The organism is Pseudomonas sp. SDO52101_S400 (genome assembly GCF_054071635.1).
The window spans coordinates 1-19,458 of record NZ_JBSVWF010000052.1; the positions used below are offsets into that span (position 1 = coordinate 1).

Here is a 19,458-nt window from a genome sequence, read left to right on the forward strand (position 1 = left end):
CCGACCAGTTCATCGGTGGCGCAGGCATGGACACCGTGTCCTATGACGACAGCACAACGGGCGTCAGCATCAACCTGAAAACCGGTGTCAACTCGGGGATCGCAGCAGGCGACACCTACAACAGCATCGAGGCAATGACGGGCTCGAAATACAACGATGTCTTCGTTGGCAACTCTGCGGCAATCGCAATCAACGGCGGTCTTGGCCTGGACATGGTCAGCTATGAATCATCGGACAGCGCGGTCACCATCGACCTGAAAACCAACGCCAACGCCGGCGATGCAGCGGGTGATACCTTCGCCGGGATCGAGATCTTCCAGGGCACTCGTTTCGCTGACACGTTCCTGGGTTCCACCGCCAACGACAACTTCGTGGGTGGAGCCGGTGCCGACGTGTTCGACGGTCGTGAAGGCATTGACACGGTCTGGTACGCCAACAACGCCACCGCCGTGAATATCAACCTGCAGACCGGTGTCAGCCAGGGTGGTGATGCCGAGGGCGATGTCTTCATCAATATCGAGAGTCTGATCGGGACGAACTTTAATGACACGTTGATCGGCAATGCTGCCGCCAATGGTCTGGAGGGCGGTCTGGGTAACGACGTCATTTATGGCGGGGATGGCAACGATGTCATCTATGGCAGCCTGTACACCCCGCTCGGACCATTCGCCGTGAATGTCGCAGCGGGTGGGCCGCAGGCTGACCTTCTGTATGGCGGCAATGGCGACGACGTCATCGTTGCCGCCACCGATGACCGAGGCACCCAGGCCTTTGGTGAAGCCGGCAATGACACCATTACCGTGGGGTATGGCGTGGCTGACGGTGGTGAGGGCAACGATCTGCTGACCGGGATTGGCGCCGGCTACTCGCTGTTCGGTGGAGCGGGTGCTGACAAACTGGTTCTGGTAGGTGGTCCGGGTTCGGCGTTCGGCGGCGAGGATAATGACACCTACATCGTCAATACCACGAAACTGGTCACCATTCAGGACACCGGCACCAGTTCCGGCGACAAGTTGATCCTGACGAACATCAGCACTCAGCAACTGCTGCTTGACCGGGTCGGCAATGATCTGTTCCTGCATCAGTACAGCGTCTTCGAAGGCCAGACTCCGGAAGACGGCGTGCGACTGAAGGACTGGTTCGCCGGTTTCAACAATATTGAATATATCCAGACGTCTGACGGCAATTTCATCAACCTGCCAACCGGCAATGACGGGTTCGCCATGTTCGGTTGATAGCAGGACAAATGCCTTCACGATGGTTTGGTGGGGGCATCGATGATAGAAAACAGGCGATCCCGGATCGCCTGTTTTTTTAATTTTTTTTTGAGTCGATTCCTTCCCTGCGACGTCGTTTGAAATGACCGAAGTCATGGGTTCGAAGTTTATTTTCAGCAAGCTGACGCTCAGCGCTCTTTGACGGTATCCGGTTCAACAACAACGCAAGGAAGAAACAAATGTCAGTAGTGAATGGAACGAGTGACGTGGATTACCTGGTGGGCACCGATGGCAATGATGAACTCTATGGACTGGAGTCGGATGACCAACTGATTGGCAGTGCCGGATCGGACGTGCTGGATGGGGGCGAGGGGTTTGATACGGCGGATTATCGCGTACTGTCTTCGGCAGTCAGTGTCGAGATCGGCAATGACGCGTCGACTGTCACGGGTGCCGAGGGCAAGCACGACACCTTGCTCAACGTCGAGAAAGTCATCGGTACGTATTTCAACGACACCTTCACCGGCAACATTGCCGGTGTGACGCTGGACGGTAGCTGGGGTGACGATGTGTACATCGTCGGCAGCGAAGGCGTGACCATCATCGAAGAAAGCTACGGTGGTTACGACGAGCTGCGCACCAGTCTCAACACCATCAAGATGGATCCCTTCATCGAAAAACTGACCTTCACCGGCACAGGTGATTTCAAGGCCTATGGCAGTGACACCGACAACGAGATCGTTGGCGGTGCCGGCAACGACTGGATGTGGGGTGGCGACGGGGCGGATCACTTCGTGGGTGGCGAAGGTTTCGATACCGTCAGCTACAGCGACAGTCTCGAAGGGGTGAGAATCGCGGACTGGAGCAACTATGACGGGTTGACCATTGCCTACGGAGACACCTTCACCGGTATCGAAGCCATTGAAGGTTCGAAGTTCGACGATCTGATCTATCGCTCCGAAGGGTCAATGATCATTGACGGTTCCGATGGCTACGACACGGTGAGCTATAAATGGAACGCGGGGTCGGTCACCATCGAGATCGGCAGTGGTATCAATGCAGTGGGCGACACCTTTCGCAATGTCGAAAAGATCGTTGGCACCAACAATGCCGATCAGTTTACCGCCAACATCGGTGGCGTGACTCTGGCCGGTGGCGATTGGAACGATGTTTACATCATCAACAGCACCGGTGTGACCATCGAAGAGGCCGAGGGCTTCATGGGCGGCACCGATCAGGTGTACACCACGCTGTCCGAGATGCACCTGGATCCGTTCGTTGAAAACCTGACGTACACCGGAACCGGCGACTTTACCGGCTATGGCAACGACACCTGGAACACGATCGTCGGCGGCAGCGGCAACGACGTGCTGTTCGGCGGTGCCAAAGGCGACTCCTTCGACGGTGGCGACGGTATCGATGTGCTCAGCTACGGCGACAGCACGGTCGCCATGACGCTGAACTGGGCAACCCGGGAGTTTTCGGGGATCGCTGATGGCGATACATTCCAGAACATCGAGATCATCCGTGGCAGTGACTTCAACGACACTTTTTACGCGACCGGCATGGCCTGGTATTTCGGCCTGGATGGCGGACAGGGGCAGGATCTGATCAGCTTCAAATACGCCTTCATGCCGATGACGATCGACCTGAGTGGTGCAGTCTACAAGCCCTGGGATCCGATGCCTGAATACACCAGCATCGAATTGATCGAAGGCAGTCAGTACGTTGATTTCTTCATCGGTTCGGCCGGCAACGAAACGTTCATCGGTGGCGGCGGCGGGGATACGATCGATGGTCGCGACGGCATCGATAACGTCTGGTACCTCACCAGTGCCTCGGCGGTAGAGATCAATCTGCAGACCGGTATCAACCTGGGTGGCGATGCACAGGGCGATACGCTGGTCAATGTCGAAGGCGTGATGGGCAGTCATTTCGACGACACCTTGACCGGCAACGAAGCGGACAACTACCTGGAAGGCGGGCGCGGCAGCGATCTGATCAATGGCGGTGACGGCAACGACGTCATCTACGGCGGCCTGGTATCCGACATCGGACCGTTCAGCCTCGAAGGTGTGGCTGATAATGCGCAGGCCGATCAGTTGTATGGCGGGGCGGGCGATGATGTGATCAACAGTGCCGAAAACGATCTGGGCACCAACGCATTCGGTGACGACGGCAACGACACCGTGACGGTGGTCAACGGCAGCGCCATCGGCGGTATCGGCAACGACGTATTGACCGGCAAGGGCAGCAGCTACTCGTTGTTCGGAGGTGAGGGTGACGACCGGTTGATTCTCAACCTTGCCGGCCAGCAGGTCTCCGGTGGTTTCGCCAATGGCGGTGAAGGTGATGACACTTACGTGGTGAACACCTCCGGTCTGGTGGTGATTCAGGACGGCGGCACCAGCCTGAACGACACCCTGATCCTGAACACCATTGCCAACGCCAGCCAGTTGAACGTGACCCGTATCGGCGACGACGCCTACTTGCACAGCGCCAATGACGGCAGTGTCGGTGCGCCGACCGGTGGCGTGAAACTGGCGGGCTGGTATGCGGGCTTCAACAACATCGAGCACATTCAGACCGCGGACGGCCAGGCCTTCACCCTGCCAGCCGCTACCGACGGGTTTGCCCTGTTCGGTTGATCCGATCGATTGATTGAAGCCGCTCGATGAAAGGGATGAGTCCGGCAACGACTCATCCCTTTTTTCATGCCCGTGTCCCCATCGACGCAGTGCCGGTGGAGCTGGCGCGTTTCCTGCAAGTCCCCCTCAAATCGCCATAAAACGAGCGCTCGCGGCCATTGCCCCGGCGCCCGGACCGGCAGAAAGGTTTAGCCAGACGGCCGCAAAGCTTGGAAAGCCGCGCGCAGCCCTGTGACGAACGAGAGGGGAGACCATGAAGGCAGTTATTTTGGCGGGTGGCCTGGGCACGCGCATCAGTGAAGAGTCGCACCTCAAGCCGAAACCGATGATCGAGATCGGTGGCAAGCCAATTCTCTGGCACATCATGAAACAGTATTCCGTCCACGGAATTCACGACTTCGTGATTTGCCTCGGCTACAAGGGCTACGCGATCAAGGACTTCTTCGCCAACTACTTCCTGCACACCTCCGACGTGACCTTCGACATGCGTGAAAACCGCATGGACGTTCACCAGAACTACAGTGAGCCATGGCGCGTGACGCTGGTGGACACGGGTGAGGAAACCATGACCGGTGGCCGTCTGCGCCGGGTGTCGCGCTATCTGGAAGACGAAAAAGCCTTCTGCTTCACCTATGGCGACGGTGTTTCTGATCTGAACATCAGCGCACTGGTCGACTTCCATCTGACCCACGGCAAACTGGCTACAGTGACTGCGGTGCAGCCGCCGGGCCGCTATGGTGCTCTGGATCGCGACGGTGACCGGGTACTCGGGTTCACCGAAAAACCGCGGGGTGACGGTGGCTGGATCAACGGTGGTTTCTTCGTGCTGTCACCGAAAGTCCTGCCGCTGATCGAAGGTGATTCGACCTCGTGGGAATCCGGCCCGCTGGACGGTCTGGCCGAGCGCGGTGAACTGTTGGCCTACCAGCACGAAGGTTTCTGGCAGCCAATGGACACTCTGCGCGACAAGAACCATCTCGAAGCGCTGTGGCAGAGCGGGGAGGCCCCATGGAAGCAATGGGCCTGAGTCCTGAATTCTGGCGCGGCAAGCGGGTTCTGGTCACCGGGCACACCGGTTTCAAGGGCAGCTGGCTGACCCTGTGGCTGCAAAGCCTCGGCGCGCAAGTCAGCGGTTTCTCCCTCGATCCTTCGACCGAGCCGAGCCTGTTCGAACTGGCGCGGGTGCACGAAGGCATCGACGATCAGCGCGGCGACCTGCGTGACCTCGGCGCCTTGCTCGAAATCATCGCCGACACCGAGCCGGAGATCGTCCTGCACCTGGCGGCCCAGCCGCTAGTGCGTGAAGGTTATCGCGATCCGCTCGGCACCTACTCCAGCAATGTCATGGGCACTCTGAACCTGCTCGAAGCGATTCGTCAGGTCGGCTGCGTGCGGGCCTGTGTGCTGGTGACCACCGACAAGGTCTACGCCAACAAGGAATGGCTGTGGCCGTACCGCGAGGACGAAGCCCTCGGTGGTCACGACCCTTACAGCAGCAGCAAGGCTTGCTGCGAGTTGTTGGCGCAGTCTTATGCCGCGTCGTTCTTCCCGGCCGACAAGTACGCCGAGCACGGCTTGGCATTGGCCACCGCACGCGCCGGCAACGTGTTGGGTGGCGGTGATTTCGCCCCTGAGCGCCTGATTCCCGACGTATTGAAAGCCTGGTCCGCAGACGAGCCGGTGACCCTGCGTTACCCGCAAGCCGTGCGCCCGTGGCAACACGCGCTGGAGCCGCTGGCCGGCTACCTGCAACTGGCCGCCGGGCTCTACGAAGAAGGTCCGGAATACGCCGGGGCGTGGAACTTCGGCCCGGGCGAAGCGGACATGTGCAGCGTCGGCGAAGTGGTCGAGCTGCTCGCCAACCGCTGGCCACAGGCCCGTGGTCTGCGCATCGAGCCGAGCGAACTGCATGAAGCCGGCCTGCTGCGCCTGGACAGCAGCCGCGCCCGTCAGGTCCTTGGCTGGCAACCGCGCTGGTCGTTGCAGCAATGCCTGACCCAGACCCTCGACTGGCACCTGGCGTGGCAGAACGGTGACGACATGCGCACCGTGACCCTCGGCCAACTGAACCTGTACCGGGGCGCGCTGTGAGCGAGTTTTCCTTGAAACAGTTGCCGCTGGCCGGATTGTTCAGCGTCCAGCACAAACGCTTCGAAGATCAGCGCGGGCACTTCGCCCGGCTGTTCTGCGAGGGCAGCCTGAAGGCGTTCGGCAGCGAATTTCACATCCGTCAGATCAACCACTCCTGCACCCGCGAGAAGGGCAGCGTGCGCGGTTTGCATTACCAGAATGCCAACGCACCGGAAGCCAAGCTGATCACCTGCCTGCGCGGTGAAGTGTGGGACGTGGCGGTGGACCTGCGTCCGGATTCCGAGACGTTCCTGCACTGGCACGCCGAGCACCTGAAGGCCGGCGATGGTCGCAGCCTGTTGATTCCCGCCGGTTTCGCCCACGGTTTCCAGACCCTCACCGAAGATGCCGAGCTGCTTTACCTGCACAGCGCCGATTACGCGCCGCAGCACGAAGGCGGGCTGTCGGTGAACGATCCACGGCTGGCGATTGCCTGGCCGTTGCCTGTCAATAATTTGTCAGCGCGTGATTCCAGCCATCCCGCGCTCGATCAACACTTTGCTGGAGTGCGTCTATGAACTGCCGTGGGTGCGCCGCACCGCTGAGCCTGCCGCTGATCGACCTCGGCACCTCGCCACCGTCCAACGCCTACGTGCACGTCGATCGGCTGGAGCAGGCCGAGCAATGGGTGCCGCTGAAGGTCGCCGTGTGCCAGCAATGCTGGCTGGTGCAGACCGAGGACTACACCAGCGCCGACAGCCTGTTCGACGCCGAGTACGCCTATTTCAGTTCGTTTTCCAGCACCTGGCTGGCCCATGCCGAGCGTTATGTGGCGGAGATGGTCGAGCGCTTCGGCCTGACCGCCGACAGCCGGGTGGTGGAAGTCGCCGCCAACGACGGCTACCTGCTGCAATACGTGGCCGGTCGCGGCATCCAGTGCCTGGGTGTTGAACCGACCCGCAGCACCGCGCAGGCGGCACGGGAAAAAGGCCTGGAGATTCGTGAACTGTTCTTCGGTCGCGACACCGCGGCCCAGCTGAAAAGCGAAGGCTGGGCCGCCGACCTGATGGCCGCCAACAACGTGCTGGCCCACGTGCCGGACATCAATGACTTCCTCGGCGGTTTCGCCGCGCTGCTCAAGCCGACCGGCGTCGCCACTTTCGAATTCCCGCAACTGCTGACGCTGATGGCAGGCGCGCAGTTCGACACGCTGTACCACGAGCATTATTCCTACCTGTCCCTGACCGCCGTGCAGACGTTGTGCGAGCGCAACGGGCTGGAAGTGTTCGACGTCAGTCAGTTGAGCACTCACGGCGGCTCATTGCGGGTGTTCGTGCAGCGCAAGGATGGCGAACGCCGTGCCGTGCAGCCAGCGGTACAACAGCAGCTGCAGGCCGAGCTCGACGCCGGGGTAAAAACCACTGAGTACTACGCCACGCTGGCGCCGGCCGCCGAACGCATCAAGCATGACCTGCTGCGCTTCCTGTTGCAGGCCAGGGCCGATGGCAAGCGAGTGGTCGGCTACGGCGCTGCGGCCAAGGGCAACACGTTGCTCAACTACGCCGGGGTCAAACCTGACCTGTTGGCCTGGGTCGCCGACGCCAACCCGCACAAGCAGGGCAAGTGCCTGCCGGGCAGCCGCATTCCGATCGTGGCGCCCGAGCGCATTGCGCAAGAGCGGCCTGACTACATCCTGGTTCTGCCGTGGAATCTGCTGAGCGAAGTGACGCAGCAGTTGTCGTCGGCCAAAGCATGGGGCGCACGCTTTGTCGTCGCCGTTCCGGAGTTGATCATTCAATGAGCAGAATTCACTACACCAAACCGAGTGTCGGCGAACTCGAAGCGCAATATGCCCTGGACGCCGTGCAGAACGGCTGGGGCGCGCGTTGCTACGAATACCTGACCCGTTTCGAGCACGGTTTCGCCGAGCATCTGGGGTCGACCTACGCGATCGCTACTTCCAGTTGCACCGGCGCCCTGCACATGGGCATGGCGGCATTGGGCATCGGTGCCGGCGACGAAGTGATCCTGGCCAACACCAACTGGATCGCCTCCGCAGCACCGATTACCTACCTGGGTGCCACACCGGTGTTTGTCGATGTCCTGGCCGATAGCTGGTGCCTCGATCCGCAGCAGGTCCGGAACGCCATTTCTCCGCAAACCAAAGCCATTCTTGCGGTGCACCTGTACGGCAACCTGTGTGACATGGATGCCTTGCTGGCCATCGGCAAGGAGTTCGGTATTCCGGTGATCGAGGACGCCGCCGAAGCCATCGGCTCGCAGTGGCGTGGCAAGGCTGCCGGTTCGCTGGGGGCCTTCGGAGCGTTCTCGTTCCATGGCACCAAGACCATGACCACCGGCGAGGGCGGAATGTTCGTCACCTCGGACAAGGCCTTGTATGAGCGCGTGCTGACCCTGTCCAACCATGGCCGTGTAGCGGGTTGCACAAAGCAGTTCTGGCCGGAATTCGTCGGTTTCAAATACAAGATGAGCAACCTGCAGGCGGCGGTCGGCTGCGCGCAGGTCGAGCGGATCGAAGAGTTGATCGCGCGCAAACGGGCGATCTTTGCCAACTATGCGCAGGCGCTGGAAGGCGTGCCGGGCGTGTCGCTCAATCCCGAGCCGGCTCACGGGCGCAACGGTTACTGGATGCCGACCGTGGTGTTCGATGCCGATACCGGTATCCATCGCGAGCAACTGATCGCGGCGTTCCAGGCCGCCGACATCGATGCCCGAGTGTTTTTCTGGCCGCTGTCGACGCTGCCGATGTTCAGCGAGCACAACGTTGACACCCCGCTGTCCTTTGCCCTGCCGGAGCGGGCTTTCAATCTGCCGAGTTATCACGAAATGACTGACGCCGATCAGCAGCGCGTGGTGCAAGTGGTGCTCGACTTGCTGGCCAGCAGGAACGCACCGTGAAGATGTATCTGCTGGGCGCTGCCAACCCGGAAGCGGTGCGCATGCTGCAGGCCGTCAAGCGCAGCACGCCGAACATCGAGTTTGCGTTTCTCGACAACGATCCGCGCAAGCACGGCACGCTGTTTTACGGCGTGCCGGTGGTCGGCGGTTCGGAGCGGGTGGCGGAGCTCAATGGACCGGATGTGCGCTTCGTCAATCTGATCACCGGCAGTACCCGTTTACGCTACGAAACCACCTGCCAGTTGGTAGAGGCCGGCGCGCAATTGGGCCAGTTCATCCATCCCGGCATCGACCTGAGCATGATCCGCATGGGGCAGGGCAGTTACCTGCAGGAAGGCGTGTTGATGCAGGCCGAAGTAGAACTCGGCGACAACACCAGCATCAGCGCCGGCAGCGTGGTGGGGCATGAAGGGCGGATCGGCCATTCGGTGTTCATGGCACCTGGCGTGTGTATCGCCGGCTGCGTGGAGATCGGCGACGGCACCTTTATCGGTACCAACGCCACGATTCTGCCGCGCCTGCGCATCGGCCGCTGGGTGACCATCGGCGCGGGTGCCGTGGTGACGAAAGATGTCCCGGATTTTTCGGTCGTGGTGGGCAATCCCGCCAGGATCATCAAGAACAACACGGTGCCTTACCCGGACGCCAAGGTGTTCAAGTAAGCCGTTTCCCGATTTTTTGGAGAGTTGCAATGAATCCACATGAGCAGTTTCGCGAAGAAGTGAAGGCCAACATCGAAGGCCTGCAGAAAGACAAAGCATTGCAAACCGAGTCCCTGGACTGGGTCGGCACCACTGCCAGACACAAATACACCTACAACTTCAGCTGGATGGGCCGGCCGATCATCCAGTTCCCGCAGGACATGGTCGCCATGCAGGAAATCATCTGGAACCTGCGTCCTGACGTGATCGTTGAAACCGGTATCGCCCACGGCGGTTCGCTGGTGTTCTACGCATCGATCCTGGAGCTGATCGGTCATGGTGAAGTGCTGGGCGTCGACATCGACATTCGTCAGCACAACCGTGAAGCCATCGAAGCGCATCCGATGTTCAAACGCATCAGCATGATCCAGGGTTCGAGTATCGATCAGGCCATCGTCGACCAGGTCCGCGAGCGCGTGCAGGGCAAGAAGGTGCTGGTGGTGCTGGACTCCAACCATACCCACGAGCACGTCCTCGAGGAACTGCGCCTCTATGCACCGCTGGTGTCGGTGGGCAGCTACTGCGTGGTCATGGACACCGTGGTCGAAGACATGCCGGAAGACGCCTTTCCGGATCGTCCGTGGGGCAAGGGTGACAACCCGAAAACCGCCGTGTGGGCGTACCTGGAAGAAAACCGCGATTTCGAGATCGACCAGGCCATTCACAGCAAGTTGCTGATCACAGTCGCGCCGGATGGTTATCTGCGCCGCGTACGTTAATCGACAAACAACGCAGAGTTTTCGGCGACTCGCCGCTTGTGGGGAAAATATGCAAGGCAAGAACAGTTCTGAACACGGTGTGGCACTCAACGACCAGTTGACCGTTGTGCTGATCTCTCACGAACGCCCGGCGTTTCTGCGCAGGGCCGTGCGTTTCTACAGCACACTGCCGTGCCGGATCCTGGTGCTCGACTCGTCCGCCGAAGCGCTGCCGGGCGTGGCCGGGCAATTTGCAAACGTGGAGTATCAGCACCTGCCGCAGTTCGGCTATTGGGGCATTCGCGCCAAGCTGGCCTACGGTATCGAGCAGTTGCAGACCCCGTACATGGTGTTCGCCGCCGACGATGACTTCCTGGTGCACGATGCCTTGCATGAAGCCGTTGCCTTCATGGACGCCAATCCCGATTACAGCCTGTGCCACGGCTACAGCATGATGTACCTGACGCTGGCCAACGGCGTCAGCTACTACCGGCGTGACAAGAAAGTCTGCGAAGACTACGCGTCCGATCGTGCCCAGGATCGTCTGCTGGATTACATGTCGCAGTACCTGCCGCCGTTTTATGCGGTGCAGCGCTCCGATGTCCTGCGCGACTGGTACAAGGCTATGCCCGAAGACACGATCTTCCAGTGGCAGGAAGTCGGTCACACCTATTACATGCTGGCGCGGGGCAAGGCACGTATCCTGCCGATCTCTTATGTCGTGCGGGAAATCAACTACCAGCACTCCGATCACAACACCGAGATCTTCCACTCGTTGGCATACACGGACGCCAAGTCGGTGTCCGAGCGCGAAGCCTTCGCCGCTTTCCTGGCCGGCCTGCCGACCCAGGTCGAGCATCAGGATCCGCAGCAGGGCAAGCAGTTTGTCCTGGAGAGTTTCGAGGCCCTGGCCGACAGCCTGCGTACCGGTCGGGCATTGACCGCAGAGCTGATTATCGAGTCGGCCTGGACGGATATCGAAACCGGCCCGCAGCGCCGTTTCGGGCCGCGCCAGTACGTTGAAATGCCGTTCTACAATCAGGCGTTTTTCGATCAACTGACTCAGTTCGAGTTTCTGCTGCACGCCATGCCGGCCGGGCGCATTCAGTTGCAAGGGCTGGAAGGTATCTGGGCCCGCCAGGAAAACCTGATGCTGGCCCGCAACAACGACACGCCGGAAAGTGTGGTGGACCGCTTGTGGCAAGCCCACGACGCCAACGTGTTCAACCGAACCGTCATCAAACGTCTGGTAGCTCAGTTGCAGTTGCTGGGTGAAGACGAGGACGCCGAAAAGCTGCGTAAGTGGAATGCGCGTCTGGAAGCGGCATCGCTGGAAGGCAATCAGGCGACATTCAGCAAAATGCGCACAGGCCGCTTGCTCAAGTGGCTCGATGCGCGTCAGCCCGACACCGAGCAGGCCGAGGCGATTGCCCGTCACCTGGCGGCGAATGGCGGCGGCCCACAGTTCGGCATTTTCCTGCTCGATCTGGATAACGACATCGACAAGTTGCAGGTCACCCTGGACAGCTTGCTCGAAGGTCACGGCAAGGCGTTCAAAGTGGTGGTGTTCACCACCGGTGAGCCACTGGCAGCAACCACCGCGCAGAACACCTTGCACTTTGTGCGAGTCACCCAGAGTAACTTCGTCGACAAGTTGAATCTGAGCGTGCGCCAATCGCCTTGCGACTGGCTGCTGCTGGCAGAGGCTGGCGACGAGTTCACGGCGGGCGGTCTGTTGCGCGCCGGCCTGGAACTGATGTCGGCCGGTGAATGCCGTGCCGTGGCCACTGACGAAATCCTGCGCACCGCCGAAGGCGCATTGATCGATGCCTTCCGTCCGGGCTTCAACCTTGACCTGCTGCAAAGCCTGCCGGCGCAGATGGCGCGGCACTGGCTGATCCGTCGTGACGTGTTGATCGAAGCCGGCGGCTATCAGGCTGATTTCAGCAAGGCGCTGGAGTTTGATCTGTTGCTGCGCATCATCGAGCAGGGCGGTCTCAATGGTCTGGCGCACCTCGACGAACCGTTGCTGATTTCCCGGGCAGCGGAACCGGAAGAAAACGCCGACGAGCGTCAGGCCCTGCTGCGGCATCTGGGCAATCGCGGCTACAAGGCCAAGATTACCTCGACGCAACCTGGCACCTATCAGGTCGACTACCGTCACACCGAGCAGCCGCTGGTATCGGTTATCCTGCCGGCCAGTGATGATCTGCCGGCACTGCAGCGTTGCCTGGAAGGTATTTTGCTCAGAACGCGCTACACCCGTTATGAAGTGTTGATCGCGGCCAATCCGAACCTCTCGGCTGACGTCAATGACTGGCTGGGAACCCTGCGCAACGCCAAGGTCCGCGTGCTGCGCGCCGAGCAGGTCCTGAGCGACGTGGCTCTGTGCAATGCTGCCAGCCAGGAGGCGCAGGGCGAGTTCCTGGTGCTGATGGCGGCCGATGGTGAAGTGGTCAACCCGAACTGGATCGAGCAGTTGCTCAATCACGCCCTGCGGCCGGAGGTCGGTATCGTGGGTGCGAAACTGGTCGACCGTGACGGCAAGATCTCCCAGGCGGGTCTTATTCTCGGCTTGAATGGCGGCGTAGGTTCTGCCTTTGTCGGCGAGAAACACGACGCCAACGGTTACATGCATCGCCTGGCGGTGGAGCAGAACTACTCGGCGGTATCGGGCGTCTGCCTGATGGTGCGCAAGGAACTGTTCGATGCGCTGGGTGGCCTGGATGAACAGGCATTCGCCGACGGTTACAGCGATGTCGATCTGTGCCTGAAGGCTGGCCAGGCCGGTTTCCTCACCGTCTGGACGCCGCTGGTCCAGGTGATTCATTCCGGTCAACAGGCGCAGTCGCCGCAAGCACTGCAGGCATTGCGTGAAAAATGGTCTGGCGCGTTCGCGGGCGATTCGGCGTACAACGCCAACCTGAGCCTGATCGGCAAAGGGTTTGTCCTGGATGAAAGCGCTTCGCTGAACTGGGCACAGTTGATCGCCTAGGTCGACAGGGAACGGGACTCAAGACATGTTCAACGGTAAATCGATTTTCATCTCTGGCGGCACCGGCTCGTTCGGGCGCAAGTTCATTGCGCGCCTGCTCGAGCAATACCAGCCCAAGCGCGTGGTGGTGTTCTCCCGGGATGAACTCAAGCAATACGAAATGCAGCAGACGTTCAATGCGCCGTGCATGCGCTACTTCCTCGGCGATGTGCGCGATGCCGATCGTCTGCGCCAGGCCATGCGCGGTATCGATTACGTGGTGCATGCCGCGGCGTTGAAACAGGTGCCGGCGGCGGAGTACAACCCGACCGAGTGCATTCGCACCAACGTCAATGGTGCGGAGAACATCATCGCCGCCGCCATCGACAATGGCGTGAAGAAGGTCGTGGCGCTGTCCACCGACAAGGCGGCGAGCCCGATCAATCTGTACGGCGCCACCAAGTTGCTGTCGGACAAATTGTTCGTCGCCGCCAACAACATTGCCGGTGAGCAACAGACGCGTTTTGCCGTGGTGCGCTACGGCAACGTGGCGGGTTCGCGCGGCTCGGTGGTGCCGTTTTTCAGCAAGCTGATTGCCGATGGCGCGAAAGAACTGCCGATCACCGACGAGCGCATGACCCGCTTCTGGATCACCCTCGATCACGGCGTGCAGTTCGTCCTCGACAGCTTTGCGCGGATGCACGGCGGTGAAGTGTTCGTGCCGAAGATCCCGTCGATCCGTGTGGTCGATCTGGCGCGCGGCATGGCCGAGCATCTGCCGCACAAGAATGTCGGCATCCGTCCGGGCGAGAAGCTGCACGAACTGATGGTGCCGCTGGACGATGCGCGGATGACCCTGGAGTTCGCCGATCACTACACCATCCAGCCGTCGATCCGCTTCACCAGCGTCGATGTGGACTTTGCCGAGGACAAACTTGGCGAGCGTGGCGTACCGGTCGGCGAAGATTTCGAATACCGCTCCGACACCAACCCGCACTTCCTTTCGGTGGGGCAGATCGCCGACCTGCACGCGAAGCTGTCGGTATGATTCCCTACGGCCGGCAAAGCCTCGACCAGACGGACATCGACGCGGTCGTCGAAGTGTTGCAGTCCGACTGGTTGACCCAGGGCCCGACCATCGAACGCTTCGAGCAGGCGATGGCCGAGCGTTGCCAGGCCGATTTCGCGGTCGCGGTGTGCAACGCCACGGCGGCGCTGCACATTGCTTGCCTGGCCGCAGGGTTGGGGGCGGGTGACCGTTTGTGGACTACGCCGAACACCTTTCTCGCGTCGGCCAACTGCGGCCGTTACTGCGGCGCCGACGTTGATTTCGTGGACATCGATCCGCTGACCTGGAACCTCGATGCCGAAGTTCTGGCCAGCAAACTCGACGCTGCCGAACGCGACGGCACCTTGCCCAAAGTGTTGGTGGCGGTGGCGTTCTCCGGGCAGAGCTGCGACATGCGGCGAATCGCCGAACTGGCCGAACGCTACAACTTCACCGTGATCGAAGACGCCTCCCACGCGGTTGGCGCCAGCTACGCCGGGCGTCCGGTGGGTTGCGGTGAATTCGCGGCGATGACGGTGTTCAGCTTCCATCCGGTGAAGATCATCACCAGCGGCGAAGGCGGCATGGTGCTGACCAATCGCCCGGAACTGGCCGAGCGCCTGCAACGCCTGCGCAGCCACGGCATGACCCGCGATCCGCAGCAGATGACCGAGCCCAGTCATGGCCCGTGGTATTACCAACAGGTCGAGCTGGGGTTCAATTATCGGATCACCGATCTGCAAGCCGCGCTGGGTCTGTCACAGCTGAGCAAGCTGGACGAATTCATTGCCCGTCGCCGGGAGCTGGCGGCGCGTTACGAGCGCTTGCTGGCGTATTTGCCGGTCACTGTGCCGAGCATCCAGCCGGACGCCGAATCGGCCTGGCACCTGTACGTGGTGCGCTTGCAGACCGAGCGCATCAACCTCAGCCACCGTCAGGTGTTCGAAGGCTTGCGCGCGGCCGGCATCGGCGTGAACCTGCATTACATTCCGGTGCATCTGCAGCCGTACTATCGTGAACTGGGTTTCGCCGAGGGAGACTTTCCCGAAGCCGAGCGTTATTACGCCGAAGCGATCAGCCTGCCGCTGTTTCCGTTGCTGAGCGATCAACAACAGGATTTCGTGGTCGAGCAATTGCGTCGATTGACTGAATGAGTGCCGCTGCGGCGGTGGATGGAAAACGGCAATGCGTGATCTGAGCGAACAGGAACAATTCTGGCAGGGCGAATTCGGTAACCAGTACGTCGACCGCAACGTCGGGCAACCGCTGGTGGCGGCCAATCTGGCGCTGTTCGCCAAAGCGCTGACCCGTGCCGGGCGGATCGACAGCCTGCTGGAACTGGGTACCAACGCCGGCAATAACTTGCAGGCGTTGCGGCAGCTGTTGCCGCGCTGTGAGTTGTCCGGTGTCGAGATCAATGCCAGCGCCTGTGCCCAGGCGCGGGCGCTGGACATCGCGAACATCTGGCACGGCTCGCTGTTCGATTTTCCCCGCGAGCGCCGTTACGACCTGACGCTCAGCAAAGGCGTGCTGATTCATCTGGCCCCGGAGCTGTTGCCAACCGCCTATGCGCAGTTGTACGAGCTGAGCCAGCGCTACATCCTGATCGCCGAATACTACAATCCGTCACCGGTGGAAGTGTCCTATCGTGGCAACAGCGGCAAGCTGTTCAAGCGCGATTTCGCCGGGGAAATGCTTGATCGCTATCCGGATCTGCAACTGCTGGATTACGGCTTCGGTTATCACCGCGATCCGCAATTCCCGCTGGATGACGTCACCTGGTTCCTGCTGGAAAAACGCCCTTGAGCAACGTCGCAATCATCCCGGCCCGTGGCGGAAGCAAACGCATTCCGCGCAAGAACCTCAAACTGTTCGACGGTGTGCCGATGATTGCCCGCTCGATTCGCACGGCGCTGGATTCGGGGTTGTTCGACCAGGTGGTGGTCAGCACCGATGACGAAGAGATCGCCGAGCTGGCGCAGGCTCATGGTGCGCAGGTGCCGTTCTTGCGCCCGGCGGAGCTGGCCGATGACTTCACCGGTACGGCGGCGGTGATCGTGCACGCCTTGCAGCAACTGCCGCACTTTGACTATGCCTGCTGCGTGTACGCCACGGCGCCGTTGTTGCAGGCGCGGTTCCTGCGTGAGGGTTATGAATTACTGGAGCGGCATCCAGATAAATCCTTTGCATTTTCGGTCACCGATTTCGGCTTTCCGGTGCAGCGTGCCTTGACCCTCGACGGGCAGGGTGCGCTGACGGCGATGTACCCCGAGTTTCGCAATACCCGTTCGCAGGATCTGCCCGCTGCCTATCAGGATGCCGGCCAGTTCTACTGGGGCCGCAGCGAGGCCTGGCTGCGGGGTGAGATTCTGTATTCGCCGGCCAGCCTGCCGGTGATCCTGCCCCGGCATCTGGTGCAGGACATCGACACCGCTGAAGACTGGAAACGCGCCGAATACCTCTATGCCGTACTCAAGGCCGGCGGGGAGCTGCAATGAGAGTGCTGATCCGCGCCGACGCCTCGCCGACTATCGGCAGCGGCCACATCGCCCGATGCCTGACGCTGGCGCGGGTGTTGCGTGCGCAGGGCAGTGATGTCGCATTTGCCTGTCGTCGCTTGCCGGGGCATCGGCTCGATGCGTTGCAGAGTGAAGGCTTCGAGACATTCGCGTTGCCGGATCGCTACGCCGGTGAAGACCCGGAGCAGGCCATCGAGTCGATGCTGCCGTGGCAGGCGGATATCGATGCGCTGGCGACACAGCTGGAAGGGCAGGCCGGATTCGACTGGGTCATCGCCGACCATTACGGCCTCGATCATCACTGGCAGACCGCCGCCCGGCGCTTCGCACCACGGATCGCCGCTGTGGACGATCTGGCGACCCGTCGCTACAGCGTGGATCTGTTGCTCAATCAGAACCTCTCCGGCCTCAGTGAAAACTATCAGCCGCTGCTTCCGGCTGGCTGCCGAACATTGCTCGGCCCGCGCTTTGCCATGCTGCGTGAAGAGTTCGGCGGCCCGGCCATCGAAATCAAACCTGTGGCGCGGCGGGTGCTGGTGAATTTCGGCGGCTTCGACGCTGCCCGCCAGACCCATCACGCGATGCGGGCGCTGGCGGATTTTTCCGGGCTTGAAGTGGACTTTGTCGCGGGTGCAGACAACCCGGCATGGACAGAGATGCAGGCACTGGCCGAGACGCGGCCGAACTGGCGTCTGCACAGTTTTGTCAGCGATTTTCATCGACGCATGACCGACGCCGACCTGTTCATCGGCGCCGGCGGTGGCACCAGTTGGGAGCGTGCGGCCCTGGGCCTGCCGACGATTTGCATTGCGGTATCGAACAACCAGCAGGCCAACGGCGAGGTGATGGCGGCGGCCGGCGCCCATGTGTTCATGGGAGCCCGGGAGCAGGTGAGCGTCGAGCAACTGCGTGATGCCATCGGTTTTGTCGTCGACAATTTTTATTTGCGGCAGAGCCTGGCCGAGCGTTCACGGCAACTGGTCGACGGACGTGGTGCGCTGCGGGTCGCGGCGGCACTGGCCGGTGCGGTGCTCAAGTTGCGCGCAGTGACGCTGGACGATGCGCAGGTGTTGTTCGACGGGCGCAATGCCGACGCCGTGCAGCGCTGGTCGGTGAAGAGCGGCGTGATCGAATGGTCGCAGCATCTGAACTGGTTGAACGCCAGTCTGCGCAATCCTCAACGACTGTTGTTGATCGCCGAGGCCGATGACGGCCCGGTCGGTGTGTTGCGCTACGATCTGCGCGGCTTTGAAGCCGAAGTTTCGCTGTATCTGCTGGAGGGGCGTTTCGGTCTCGGCTGGGGCAGGGCGCTGCTGACGCGAGGCGAGGCATTTGTCACAGCGCACTGGCCGCAACTGACCACGATCAGCGCACAGGTCTTGCCGGCCAACCAGGCCTCATTGAATGTATTTCGTGACGCCGGGTTCACCCAAAGTGCCTGCGTGTTCACCAAGGATTTGAAGGAACACCGTTCATGAACAGTTTCAAGATTGGCGACCGCCTGATCGGCGCCGACGCACCGCCGTTCATCATTGCCGAAATGAGCGGCAACCATAACCAGTCGCTGGACGTCGCCCTGCAGATCGTCGAAGCGGCTGCCAAGGCCGGTGCTCACGCCCTGAAGCTGCAAACCTACACCGCCGACACCATGACCCTGGATCTGGCGGAAGGCGAATTCTTCATCAAGGATCCGAACAGCCTCTGGGCCGGCACCTCGCTGTACGACTTGTACGAGAAGGCCCACACCCCCTGGGAATGGCACGCGCCGATCTTCGCCCGGGCCAAGGAGCTGGGCATGCTCGCGTTTTCGACGCCGTTCGATGACAGCGCCGTGGACTTCCTTGAAAGCCTCGATGTGCCGGCCTACAAGATCGCCAGCTTCGAAAACACTGATCTGCCGCTGATTCGCCGCGTCGCGGCGACCGGCAAGCCAATGATCATTTCCACCGGCATGGCCAGCATCGCCGAGCTCGACGAAACTGTGCGCGCGGCCCGTGAAGCCGGGTGCAAGGATCTGGTGCTGCTCAAATGCACCAGCACCTACCCGGCGACGCCGCTCAACAGCAATGTGCGCACGATCCCGCATCTGCGTGAGCTGTTCGGCTGTCAGGTGGGGCTGTCCGATCATTCGATGGGTGTTGGTGTGTCGGTGGCCGCTGTGGCGCTGGGCGCAACCGTGGTGGAGAAACACTTCACCCTCGACCGCGCTGCGGGCGGGGTGGACGCGAGTTTCTCGCTGGAGCCCGCGGAAATGGCCAGCCTGGTGGTCGAAACCGAGCGCGCCTGGCAGGCCATGGGCCAAGTGCATTACGGCGTGACCGAGGCTGAGAAAAAGTCTCTGGTTTACCGTCGGTCGCTGTACGTCACGGCCGATATGGCGGCCGGTGAGCCCTTCACGGCGGCCAATCTGCGCGCCATTCGTCCCGGTCTCGGTCTGCCGCCCAAGCACACCGATGCCGTCCTCGGCCGCCGTGCGCGGGTGCCGATCAAGCGCGGCACGCCGCTGGACTGGTCACTGGTCGAATAACCCGATCTGCACCGATTCGGCAAAATAGCGTGACCTGCGAGTCATAACGCGCATCTTCACTGTATTGTATTGACCGGGGAGATGGCGCCTGGCCCGTTATCGGTTGCAGTGATAGCCCTTTGCGCTCCCCGTGGCTG

At 61.1% G+C, this 19,458-nt stretch carries 16 protein-coding genes; all 16 read left to right on the plus strand.

All coding sequences use genetic code 11. The features are described 5' to 3' along the window. The coding region (locus ACW9HX_RS22520; protein WP_457382308.1) for a calcium-binding protein at positions 1-1,235 on the plus strand (1,235 nt) is incomplete at its 5' end. A gap of 221 nt (positions 1,236-1,456) precedes the next feature. After that, positions 1,457-3,865, plus strand: a complete 2,409-nt coding sequence (locus ACW9HX_RS22525) for a calcium-binding protein (protein WP_457382309.1) — start codon at positions 1,457-1,459, stop codon at positions 3,863-3,865. Between the two features lie 253 nt (positions 3,866-4,118). Next, positions 4,119-4,892: a glucose-1-phosphate cytidylyltransferase gene (rfbF, locus tag ACW9HX_RS22530; RefSeq protein WP_457382310.1), complete on the plus strand. Its 774-nt coding sequence runs from the start codon at positions 4,119-4,121 to the stop codon at positions 4,890-4,892. Further along, complete coding sequence (gene rfbG / locus ACW9HX_RS22535) at positions 4,874-5,956, plus strand: CDP-glucose 4,6-dehydratase (RefSeq protein WP_085710435.1); 1,083 nt, start codon at positions 4,874-4,876, stop codon at positions 5,954-5,956. The genes rfbF and rfbG overlap by 19 nt, the downstream gene beginning before the upstream one ends. After that, positions 5,953-6,513, plus strand: coding sequence for a dTDP-4-dehydrorhamnose 3,5-epimerase family protein (locus ACW9HX_RS22540; RefSeq protein WP_119428840.1), 561 nt, complete (start codon positions 5,953-5,955; stop codon positions 6,511-6,513). Before rfbG ends, ACW9HX_RS22540 begins: the two co-directional genes overlap by 4 nt. Beyond that, positions 6,510-7,736 carry a methyltransferase domain-containing protein gene (locus tag ACW9HX_RS22545; protein WP_457382311.1) on the plus strand — a complete coding sequence of 409 codons (1,227 nt, stop codon included), beginning with the start codon at positions 6,510-6,512 and terminating at the stop codon, positions 7,734-7,736. Before ACW9HX_RS22540 ends, ACW9HX_RS22545 begins: the two co-directional genes overlap by 4 nt. Continuing rightward, positions 7,733-8,854 (plus strand): DegT/DnrJ/EryC1/StrS family aminotransferase, encoded by a 1,122-nt coding sequence (locus ACW9HX_RS22550; protein ID WP_457382312.1) that lies wholly within the window; start codon positions 7,733-7,735, stop codon positions 8,852-8,854. Before ACW9HX_RS22545 ends, ACW9HX_RS22550 begins: the two co-directional genes overlap by 4 nt. Then, complete coding sequence (locus ACW9HX_RS22555; protein WP_119428837.1) at positions 8,851-9,516, plus strand: acetyltransferase; 666 nt, start codon at positions 8,851-8,853, stop codon at positions 9,514-9,516. The genes ACW9HX_RS22550 and ACW9HX_RS22555 overlap by 4 nt, the downstream gene beginning before the upstream one ends. 29 nt (positions 9,517-9,545) lie before the next feature. Continuing rightward, positions 9,546-10,274 carry a cephalosporin hydroxylase family protein gene (locus ACW9HX_RS22560; RefSeq protein ID WP_457382313.1) on the plus strand — a complete coding sequence of 243 codons (729 nt, stop codon included), beginning with the start codon at positions 9,546-9,548 and terminating at the stop codon, positions 10,272-10,274. A 49-nt stretch (positions 10,275-10,323) separates the two neighbouring features. Continuing rightward, positions 10,324-13,248 carry a TIGR00180 family glycosyltransferase gene (locus ACW9HX_RS22565; RefSeq protein WP_457382314.1) on the plus strand — a complete coding sequence of 975 codons (2,925 nt, stop codon included), beginning with the start codon at positions 10,324-10,326 and terminating at the stop codon, positions 13,246-13,248. A gap of 25 nt (positions 13,249-13,273) precedes the next feature. Continuing rightward, positions 13,274-14,275 carry a UDP-N-acetylglucosamine 4,6-dehydratase (inverting) gene (pseB, locus tag ACW9HX_RS22570; RefSeq protein ID WP_085699491.1) on the plus strand — a complete coding sequence of 334 codons (1,002 nt, stop codon included), beginning with the start codon at positions 13,274-13,276 and terminating at the stop codon, positions 14,273-14,275. Beyond that, the gene (gene pseC, locus ACW9HX_RS22575) at positions 14,272-15,429 is read left to right on the plus strand and encodes a UDP-4-amino-4,6-dideoxy-N-acetyl-beta-L-altrosamine transaminase (protein WP_457382315.1); all 1,158 of its coding nucleotides are present in this window, start codon (positions 14,272-14,274) and stop codon (positions 15,427-15,429) included. Before pseB ends, pseC begins: the two co-directional genes overlap by 4 nt. A gap of 31 nt (positions 15,430-15,460) precedes the next feature. Further along, complete coding sequence (locus ACW9HX_RS22580) at positions 15,461-16,081, plus strand: pseudaminic acid biosynthesis-associated methylase (RefSeq protein WP_457382316.1); 621 nt, start codon at positions 15,461-15,463, stop codon at positions 16,079-16,081. Continuing rightward, the gene (gene pseF, locus ACW9HX_RS22585; RefSeq protein ID WP_457382317.1) at positions 16,078-16,773 is read left to right on the plus strand and encodes a pseudaminic acid cytidylyltransferase; all 696 of its coding nucleotides are present in this window, start codon (positions 16,078-16,080) and stop codon (positions 16,771-16,773) included. The genes ACW9HX_RS22580 and pseF overlap by 4 nt, the downstream gene beginning before the upstream one ends. Then, complete coding sequence (pseG, locus tag ACW9HX_RS22590; protein WP_457382318.1) at positions 16,770-18,272, plus strand: UDP-2,4-diacetamido-2,4,6-trideoxy-beta-L-altropyranose hydrolase; 1,503 nt, start codon at positions 16,770-16,772, stop codon at positions 18,270-18,272. Before pseF ends, pseG begins: the two co-directional genes overlap by 4 nt. Further along, a complete protein-coding gene (pseI, locus tag ACW9HX_RS22595; protein ID WP_457382319.1) occupies positions 18,269-19,321 on the plus strand; it encodes a pseudaminic acid synthase in 1,053 nt (350 codons plus the stop codon). The genes pseG and pseI overlap by 4 nt, the downstream gene beginning before the upstream one ends. Positions 19,322-19,458 lie beyond the last annotated feature (137 nt).

Excerpts from the sequence above, each read along its gene's own strand:
- pseB (WP_085699491.1), top strand. The coding sequence starts at position 13,274 with ATGTTCAACGGTAAATCGATTTTCATCTCTGGCGGCACCGGCTCGTTC.
- pseC (WP_457382315.1), top strand. The coding sequence starts at position 14,272 with ATGATTCCCTACGGCCGGCAAAGCCTCGACCAGACGGACATCGACGCG.
- ACW9HX_RS22565 (WP_457382314.1), top strand. The coding sequence starts at position 10,324 with ATGCAAGGCAAGAACAGTTCTGAACACGGTGTGGCACTCAACGACCAG.
- ACW9HX_RS22525 (WP_457382309.1), top strand. The coding sequence starts at position 1,457 with ATGTCAGTAGTGAATGGAACGAGTGACGTGGATTACCTGGTGGGCACC.
- ACW9HX_RS22560 (WP_457382313.1), top strand. The coding sequence starts at position 9,546 with ATGAATCCACATGAGCAGTTTCGCGAAGAAGTGAAGGCCAACATCGAA.
- rfbG (WP_085710435.1), top strand. The coding sequence starts at position 4,874 with ATGGAAGCAATGGGCCTGAGTCCTGAATTCTGGCGCGGCAAGCGGGTT.
- pseI (WP_457382319.1), top strand. The coding sequence starts at position 18,269 with ATGAACAGTTTCAAGATTGGCGACCGCCTGATCGGCGCCGACGCACCG.
- rfbF (WP_457382310.1), top strand. The coding sequence starts at position 4,119 with ATGAAGGCAGTTATTTTGGCGGGTGGCCTGGGCACGCGCATCAGTGAA.
- pseG (WP_457382318.1), top strand. The coding sequence starts at position 16,770 with ATGAGAGTGCTGATCCGCGCCGACGCCTCGCCGACTATCGGCAGCGGC.
- ACW9HX_RS22550 (WP_457382312.1), top strand. The coding sequence starts at position 7,733 with ATGAGCAGAATTCACTACACCAAACCGAGTGTCGGCGAACTCGAAGCG.
- ACW9HX_RS22545 (WP_457382311.1), top strand. The coding sequence starts at position 6,510 with ATGAACTGCCGTGGGTGCGCCGCACCGCTGAGCCTGCCGCTGATCGAC.
- ACW9HX_RS22580 (WP_457382316.1), top strand. The coding sequence starts at position 15,461 with ATGCGTGATCTGAGCGAACAGGAACAATTCTGGCAGGGCGAATTCGGT.